Origin of the sequence: Lamprocystis purpurea DSM 4197, assembly GCF_000379525.1 — a bacterium.
Classification (GTDB): domain Bacteria; phylum Pseudomonadota; class Gammaproteobacteria; order Chromatiales; family Chromatiaceae; genus Thiodictyon; species Thiodictyon purpureum.
The window spans coordinates 1-7,789 of the sequence record NZ_KB902383.1 but is presented as its reverse complement, the minus strand read 5'-3'; the positions used below and the strand labels follow the sequence as shown (position 1 = coordinate 7,789).

5 protein-coding genes and 1 tRNA gene are annotated in these 7,789 nt (G+C 67.6%); 3 read left to right on the top strand and 3 right to left on the bottom strand.

Going from position 1 to position 7,789, the window contains the following annotated elements; translation table 11 throughout:
• Window positions 1–663: 663 nt before the first annotated feature.
• Window positions 664–739 (bottom strand) — tRNA-Lys (locus A39O_RS0104380).
• 189 nt (window positions 740–928) lie between these two features.
• Here A39O_RS0104380 and pbpC point away from each other — a divergent pair.
• The 3 genes from pbpC (at window position 929) to A39O_RS0104365 (ending at window position 6,098) form a co-directional block, all read left to right on the top strand.
• Window positions 929–3,031: a penicillin-binding protein 1C gene (gene pbpC / locus A39O_RS0104375; protein WP_157639618.1), complete on the top strand. Its 2,103-nt coding sequence runs from the start codon at window positions 929–931 to the stop codon at window positions 3,029–3,031.
• A 239-nt stretch (window positions 3,032–3,270) separates the two neighbouring features.
• Window positions 3,271–4,140 (top strand): phosphate/phosphite/phosphonate ABC transporter substrate-binding protein, encoded by an 870-nt coding sequence (locus A39O_RS0104370; protein WP_020503488.1) that lies wholly within the window; start codon window positions 3,271–3,273, stop codon window positions 4,138–4,140.
• Complete coding sequence (locus tag A39O_RS0104365) at window positions 4,137–6,098, top strand: ATP-binding protein (protein WP_020503487.1); 1,962 nt, start codon at window positions 4,137–4,139, stop codon at window positions 6,096–6,098. Before A39O_RS0104370 ends, A39O_RS0104365 begins: the two co-directional genes overlap by 4 nt.
• Before the next feature lie 296 nt (window positions 6,099–6,394).
• Here the strand turns inward: A39O_RS0104365 and selD are convergent, their stop codons facing one another.
• Entirely contained in the window at window positions 6,395–7,450 is a 1,056-nt protein-coding gene (gene selD / locus A39O_RS0104360; protein ID WP_020503486.1) for a selenide, water dikinase SelD, read from the bottom strand.
• A 142-nt stretch (window positions 7,451–7,592) separates the two neighbouring features.
• A partial coding sequence (locus A39O_RS0104355) for an ISAzo13-like element transposase-related protein (RefSeq protein WP_026199161.1) occupies window positions 7,593–7,789 on the bottom strand: 197 nt, incomplete at its 5' end.

Genomic DNA, 7,789 nt, shown 5'->3' with positions numbered 1-7,789 from the left:
GGAAGCCCTCCCCGTGGATCTTCGCGAGGGGCTTCGGGAAGGTGTCCCGATCCAGCGCCGGCCGGGGACCTTGCTCGCCCTGGGGCTCTGCCGCGGGCCGGTCCAGGTGACGACGGCCGCCAAGCCGACACCGGGGCCTCGAACCAGCCGCGGCGGGCTTGGGCTCCGGGAGGTTGACCAGCGCCGCGAGGGTCTTCGGGAGGGTTTGACGCTGCTATCTCAAACCATTTGGCGTTTTGTCTCAAACCATTTGGCGCTGTTCGCTGGCCGGTCCAGGCGGAAGCCCTCCCCGTGGAGCGGGATCAGGATCAACCGGGCGGATAACCGACCTCATTGCACGTTACCGCTTGTCCGCGGTGCTTTCCTTGCGTGGGAAAATGCACGGTCAACGGTCGTCCGTTTCGCGTTATAGGACACCAAGGGCCGCAATCGACTTCATCACTTCCTGTTTCTTCTCAGGTCTTATCTCACATCCGCGATTGTCCGGGCTCTTCCGGAATAGTCCGCTATACGTTCCGTGGGAAACGAGTTTCGGGCCGCCGCTGGTTAACCGCGCGGGGCGGATGTGTTGCGGCTTTCTGCGTGGTGTTAGTCGTCAGTGTCCCGCGAGTGTCCCGCAGGAAAGGAAAAGGGCCTACCGTTTCCAGTAAGCCCTTGTTTTTATGGTGCGCCCTGCGCGACTCGAACGCGCGACCACCTGATTAAAAGTCAGATGCTCTACCGACTGAGCTAAGGGCGCGAGACTTCTCAGTATAGGCGTCTTGGGCGGTAATTTGAAGCCCGCGTTTCGGATTCCTGGATGGCGTAAGATCTCCTGTATACATCGTGTTTGCCGACGGTGAGCTTCAGAATGGCTTGGTTCACCGATTATCAAACGCGTTCAGCGTCTTACCTTGTACAGAGGCCGCCGCCAAGGTGTTGAAATCCAGTGATCCGCCCACGCCCACGCGTTCTCTGGCCCGCGGCTTTGCTTGCGGTCGCGGCCCTCTTTGTCCTGATCGGCTGGTTGTTCTTGCGTGCCTGGGTGGCCGCCACACCAGCGCCGGATTGGCACGTGCGGACCTCCAGTGTTGTGCTGGATCGGGAGGACCGGCTGTTGCGCGCCTTTACGGTGGACGGTGGACGCTGGCGCTTGCCGCTGGATCTCGATGATGTCGACCCGCGCTTTCTCGCGCTCTTGTTGGCCGTGGAGGACCGGCGTTTCTATCGGCACGCGGGGGTGGATCCGCTGGCCCTGGCGCGGGCCGCGACGCAACTCGTGACTGCGGGTCGGATCGTCTCCGGCGGCTCGACCTTGAGTATGCAACTGACCCGGCTCCTGGACGGCGGGCGCACCCGCGTGCTGGGCGGCAAGGTGCGCCAGGCGCTGGGTGCGCTGGCCTTGGAGCGGACGGCGGAGAAGGCGCAGATTCTCACGGCCTATCTGACGGTCGCTCCCTATGGCGGCAATCTGGAGGGGCTGCGCGCCGGGTCGCTCGCCTGGCTCGGCAAGGAGCCGAAGCGTCTGAGCGCGGCGGAAGCGGCCTTGCTGGTCGCTCTGCCTCAGGCGCCGGAGGCGCGTCGTCCCGACCGGGACCCGGCCGCGGCGCGGCGGGCGCGGGATCGGGTGCTGGCGCGCGCGCTGGCGCTGGGTCTGATCGATGCGGAGACCGCGACCGCGGCGCGCCGCGAGCCGGTTCCCACCGGCCGCCGGCCGTTTCCGATGTTGGCCCCGCACCTGGGCGCCCGGTTGGTTCAGTCTGCCCCCGGCCGCGGGGTCCATCGGGTGACCCTCGACGCGCGGTTGCAAGGGGGGCTGGAGTCCCTGGCGGCGGAGCGGGCGGCGGCGATCGATCCGCGGGTCTCGGTCGCCCTGCTGGCGGCCGATCACGGCTCCGGTCAGGTGCTCGCCGAGGTCGGGTCCGCCGGGCTCTTTGCCGGCGACCGCCAGGGTCATGTGGATATGACGCGCGCCTTACGCTCGCCGGGCTCGACGCTCAAGCCGCTGATCTATGGTTTGGCCTTCGAGTCCGGCATCGCTCATCCGGAGAGTCTGATCGAGGATCGGCCGACCGCCTTCGCGGGCTATGTGCCGGGCAATTTCGATCGTGCCTTCCAGGGAACGGTGACGGTGCGCCGGGCGTTGGCCCTGTCGTTGAATGTCCCGGCCGTGCAGTTGTTGGACGCGGTGGGTCCGGCGCGCCTGATCGCGCGGATGCGCCGCGCCGGGGCCGCTCCGGTGCTGGCGGACGCCGCGCCGCCCGGACTGGCCATCGGGTTGGGTGGGCTGGGCCTGACCTTGTTCGACCTGGTGCGAATCTACGGCGCCATCGCCCGGGGCGGCGTGCCGCTGGACCTGACGGATTCACGCGACGACGCGGCGGCCAACCCGCTTCCGCAGCCGATCGCGGGCCGCCCGCGCGTCCTGGACCCGCGTGCCGCCTGGTATCTGACATCCATCCTGCAGGAGGTTTCCGGTCCTGTCGGTACCGCTCCGGCGGGGGTCGCGTTCAAGACCGGAACCTCCTACGGCTACCGTGATGCCTGGGCGCTCGGCTATGACGGGCGTCATGTGGTGGGGGTCTGGGTCGGCCGTCCGGACGGTGCGCCGGTTCCGGGGCTCAAGGGGGTGGACGCGGCGGTGCCGATCCTGCTCGACTGTTTTGCGCGACTGGGTCCGCGGGTGCCGCTGCCGCCGGCGCCGGCCGGCGTCTTGCTCGCGGCGACCCAGGCGCTGCCCCCGACGCTGCGTCAGGCGCGGGTGCGCGGAGCGGGTGTGGGGGCCGTCGCAACGGGTCCGGAGATCGCCTTTCCGCCGGACGGGGCGCGACTGGAGATCGGCTCCGACACCGGCGCGGGGGAGGGCGGCGGGCTGGCGCTCAAAGTGCGCGGCGGACAGCCGCCCTTCACCTGGTTCGCCGACGGTCGACCGATCGGCCGGGAGCCCTTTGCCCGTCTCCTCTGGTGGCGGCCCGCCGGTCCCGGTTTCACGGCCATCGCCGTGGTGGACGGGCGCGGGCGGTCCAGTCGGGTGATGGTCTATCTGCACTAAACCGCGCCCAGCGCGGTATGCGATGTTCTTGGATGGGATCGGCCCCGGCAGCCTCAACGATTGCTGGAGCTGGCGCGGTTTAGGACCGCTTTGCAGAATCGGCGGCATTCTCGGGCTGCGCGGGCCAGCGCAAGCGCCAAAGGCAGCTAACGCATTGACCTGCAAGTTTGATCAGTGATGGCGCAATTTTTGCTTAATCTAGCGCGCAGAAGTGCCCATACTTACCCGGAGCGAACGCTATGCATTCGAAATTCCTGCGAATCCTCGCCTGTCTCGGCTGCCTGCTGGTCGCCGCCAATGCGACCGCGGACCAGCCGATCGCCCCGGCCGTCGACGCGGTGCCGGTGTTGACCTTCGGGGTCGTCCCCCAGCAGGCGACCAGTCTGCTGGTGCAGCGTTGGGTGCCGCTCCTGAACGCGGTCGGCCAAGCGGCGGGCGTGCGCATCGAATTCCGCACGGCGCCGGATATCCCGGCCTTCGAGGCGCGCCTGGCGGAGGGACAGTATGATCTGGCTTATATGAATCCCTACCACTACACGGTCTATCACGCGGCACCGGGCTATCAGGCCTTCGCTCGGGAGCGCGGCCCTGGTATCCGCGGCATTCTGGTGGTCCGCAAAGACGCGCCGATCACCGACATTGCGGCGCTTGCCGGCCAGCCCGTCGCCTTTCCCGCGCCCGCGGCCTTTGCGGCGTCCATTCTTCCCCAGGCGGCGCTCCGTCAGGCCGGTATCACCGTCCAGCCGCACTATGTCCGATCTCACGAGTCGGTTTACCTGGCGGTCGCCAAGGGGCTCTATCCGGCCGGCGGCGGCATCGAGCGGACCTTTGAGAATACGGCGCCCGAGACCCGCGAGCAGCTCCGGGTGCTGTGGCGGACCCAGGCGTTCACACCACACGCCTTTGCCGCCCATCCGCGGGTCGACCCGCGGCTGGTCGACCGGATTCGCGAGGCGATGACGGCGCTGGCGGACGCGCCGGCGGGTCAGGCGCTGCTTGCGGCCATCGAGTTTCAGGGCATCGATCCCGCCGCTGACGCCGACTGGGATGACGTGCGCGCGCTCGGCATCGAAATCCTGGCCTTACCCTCGTCCGGCGCGCCGCCATGATGCCTTGGTTTCCGCACGGGCGGCTGTCCCTGCGGTTCAAGACCGTGCTCGGCATCGCCTTGATCGAGATCGTGCTCCTGGCCGTGCTGGTGTGGCTGAGTCTCGATTATTTGGCGTCCACCAAGGCCGACGCCATCGCGGAGCGGGCGCGTTCGACGGTCGACTTGTTCGCCATCCTGGCCAAGGATGCGGTGCTCTCCGACGACCTGGCCTCACTCGAGACCTTTGCCGATGCGGTGATGCGCAACCCGGATGTGGCCTATCTGCGGGTCAGCGGTCACGGCCGGCGGCTGGTCAGCCGCGGTGAGGCGGCGGCGGCCGACGCCGCGGCCGACGGCGATCAGGGGGCCGCGGTTGCCGGCGGGGTGCTGCGGGCGCGCGCGGAGATCCGCGAGGCCGGGACCGGGTTCGGTCTGATTGAAATCGGCTTGTCCACCGCCGCCCAGGTGCAACTGGTCGATCAGGCGCGGCGGCGCCTGCTCGGCATCGCGCTGCTGGAGATCGCGCTGGTCGCCCTGTTTTCACTGCTGCTCGGCAGTTACCTCACACGCTCGCTGTGCACGCTCAAGCGCGCGGCGCAGGAGCTCGCTGCCACGGGGGTCGCGGATGGGGGACTGAGTCACCGCATTCCGGTTGAAGGGCGCGACGAGTTGGCCGACACGGCGCGTGCCTTCAACCAGATGGCCGAGCGGCTGCAGCGCAGTTATGACGCGCTGGAGGAGGCCCGCGCCGGCGCCGAGCGCGCGGCGGCCGAGGCCCAGGCGGCGTCCGCGGCGGCTGATGCGGCCAATGCGGCCAAGTCCCGCTTTCTGGCCCACATGAGTCACGAACTGCGCACGCCGCTGAATGCCGTGCTCGGGACGCTGGACATGACGCGCGACTGGGTGCTTTCAACGGAGCAACGCGAGCACCTCGTCATGGCGAACGAGGCTGGACATGCCCTGTTGGAGTTGATCAACAACGTCCTGGATCTGTCGAAGATCGAGGCCGGCGAGATGACGCTGCGCGCGGAGCCGACGGCGTTGGCCGAGCTGATCGAACGGGCGGCTGCCACCGTGCGTCCGCTCGCGCGGGCCAAGGGATTGGATCTGCGTATCGCGTTGGCCGCCGATCTCCCCGCCGCCGTGCAGGTCGACCCCTTGCGGCTGCGCCAGGTGTTGATCAATCTGCTCGGCAACGCGGTGAAGTTCACTGACTCCGGGCAGGTGAGTCTGGGGGTGCAGACCCGGTGCCCCGGCGAGTCCTGCGAACGGTTGCGCTTCGAGGTTCAGGATACGGGAAAAGGCATCCCCAAGGACCGCCAGGCCTGGCTGTTCGATGAGTTCAGCCAGCTCCACGATGGCGCCGTCAAGCAGTCGGGCGGCACCGGACTGGGGCTCGCCATTTCGCAGCGCATCGTCAACCTAATGGGGGGGCAGATCGTGATCGACAGCGCGCCTGGGCAAGGCAGTCGGTTTTCCTTCGAGTTGACGCTTGCGGTTGCGCGGCAGGCGGACGTGCCCGTCGCGGCGACGCACGCGCCCGCCTGTCGCTTACCGGCCGGCACAGCCCGTCGGGACCTGCCCATCCTGTTGGTGGATGATGTGAAAACCAACCGGATGGTCGCTGCGGCGGCCTTGACCAAGGCCGGCTACGCGGTGCGCACCGCCGACAACGGGGCCGAGGCCCTGGCGGCGGTATGCCGCGAGCCGCTCGGGAGCGTGCTGATGGACGTCTCCATGCCGGTGATGGACGGGCTCGAGGCCACGCGCCGGATACGGTCTCTGACCGGATCGGTGCGGGCGTTGCCGATCATCGCCATGACGGCCCACGCGCTCAAGGAAGAAGAAGACCGCTGCCGCGCGGCGGGCATGGACGATTTCATCACCAAGCCCTTCGCCCGCGAGCGTTTGCTGTCCGTGGTGGAGTTCTGGCATGGAAGCCGACATCTGCGGACGACGGAATTGGACGTCTCCTGATGGCTGTTATCCTAGAAAGAGCAGTTGCACCTTAAGGTAATTTCGGCGAAAAATCCAACCCGTAGGAGCCCGCTTGCGGGCGACGGGTGGGGGCACAATGACGCGATTCCGGCAGGTCACGTCGCCCGCTACGGAGGTGCTTGCTTCTTGATAGCGTCTTATTCGGAAATCGCCTATAGTCCGACAGGCTGCTAGGGGCGGGTTCCAAACCCGCCCCTACTCCGGATCGCGGGGCGCCCGAAGCGATGACCGACAGAGATCGAAAGTGGGCCGATTGGCCAGCGGCTGCCGCGTCCCTAACGACAAGACACTGCGGCCGGTCCCGTGAACAACTCGCCGATCACCGCGGCTTGAGCGAACCCGTCCGCATGGAAGCGCTCCAGCACCGCCCCCGCCGTGTCCGGGGCGCAGGCCACCAGCAGCCCGCCGCTGGTCTGGGCGTCGCAAAGCAGGCGTTGGACCCAGACGGGCAGGGCCGGGTCCATGACCACCTCAGCCCCATAGCTCGCCCAGTTGCGCTCGATGGCGCCGGGACCATGCCCGGCGCGCGCCAAGTCCAGCGCGGCGGGGAGCACCGGCACGGCGGCGACCTCCACGCGGGCGCCAACCCCCGAGGCCCGGCAGACCTCGAGCAGGTGCCCGAGCAGGCCGAAGCCGGTCACGTCGGTCAGCGCATGGACGCCGGGCCATTCGGCAAAGGCGATGCCGGGTCGGTTGAGCCGGGTGGCGGTGTCGAGCAGGGCCTGGTAGCCGGCCTCATCCAGCAAACCTTTCTTCAGTGCGGCGCTCAGGATGCCGACCCCTAACGGTTTGCCCAGGATCAGCACATCGCCGGGGCGGGCGTCGGCGTTGCGCTTGATCCGATCCGGATGAATGGTCCCCATGACCGCCAGGCCGTAGATCGGCTCGGGCGCGTCGATGGAGTGGCCGCCGGCCAGGGGGATACCGGCCTCATGACAGATCGCCGCGCCCCCGGCCATGATCCGCCGCACCTCGGCCATCGGCAGGGTGTTGATCGGCATCCCGACGATGGCCAGCGCCAGCACCGGTGTCGCCCCCATGGCATAGATATCGGAAATGGCGTTGGCGGCGGCGATGCGGCCGAAATCGTAGGCATCGTCCACGATAGGCATGAAGAAATCCGTGGTCGCCACCAAGGCCAGATCGTCGCGGAGCCGAAACACCGCGGCATCGTCCGCCGTGGCGTTGCCGACCAGGAGATCGGGGTGGGGGAAGCCCATCGACAGCCCGGCCAGGGCCTCCTGCAAGACCTTGGGCGCGATCTTGCAGCCGCAGCCGCCCCCGTGGGACAGTTGGGTGAGACGGATGGGGTCGGTGGGGGGCGTGCTCATGGGGGTCGGGATCTTAGGGTGATGGCGGAAGGGCGTGTGAGTCGCATCCACTCAGGACCGTCTGACGGCCCCAACTGGGTCGCCAAATATCACTTCGCGGACTCGCCTTAGTAACGAGGCATAAATTAGTTATACATCTTTATTAAGAGAAACCGTTAGGATCAACCACGTAATTCCATTGTCCAAGGGTCAGGTCATGCCGGATAAACTGATCTTTGATCTCCCGGAAGCCGTCGGAGCATTTGCGGCCGAGCGCGTAGAATTTATCGAGGATGCGTGCGGTGACGCGCAGCCCGGTGTCGGTGGTCGTGCGCTCGACGGTCCACCGTGCGGTCTCGG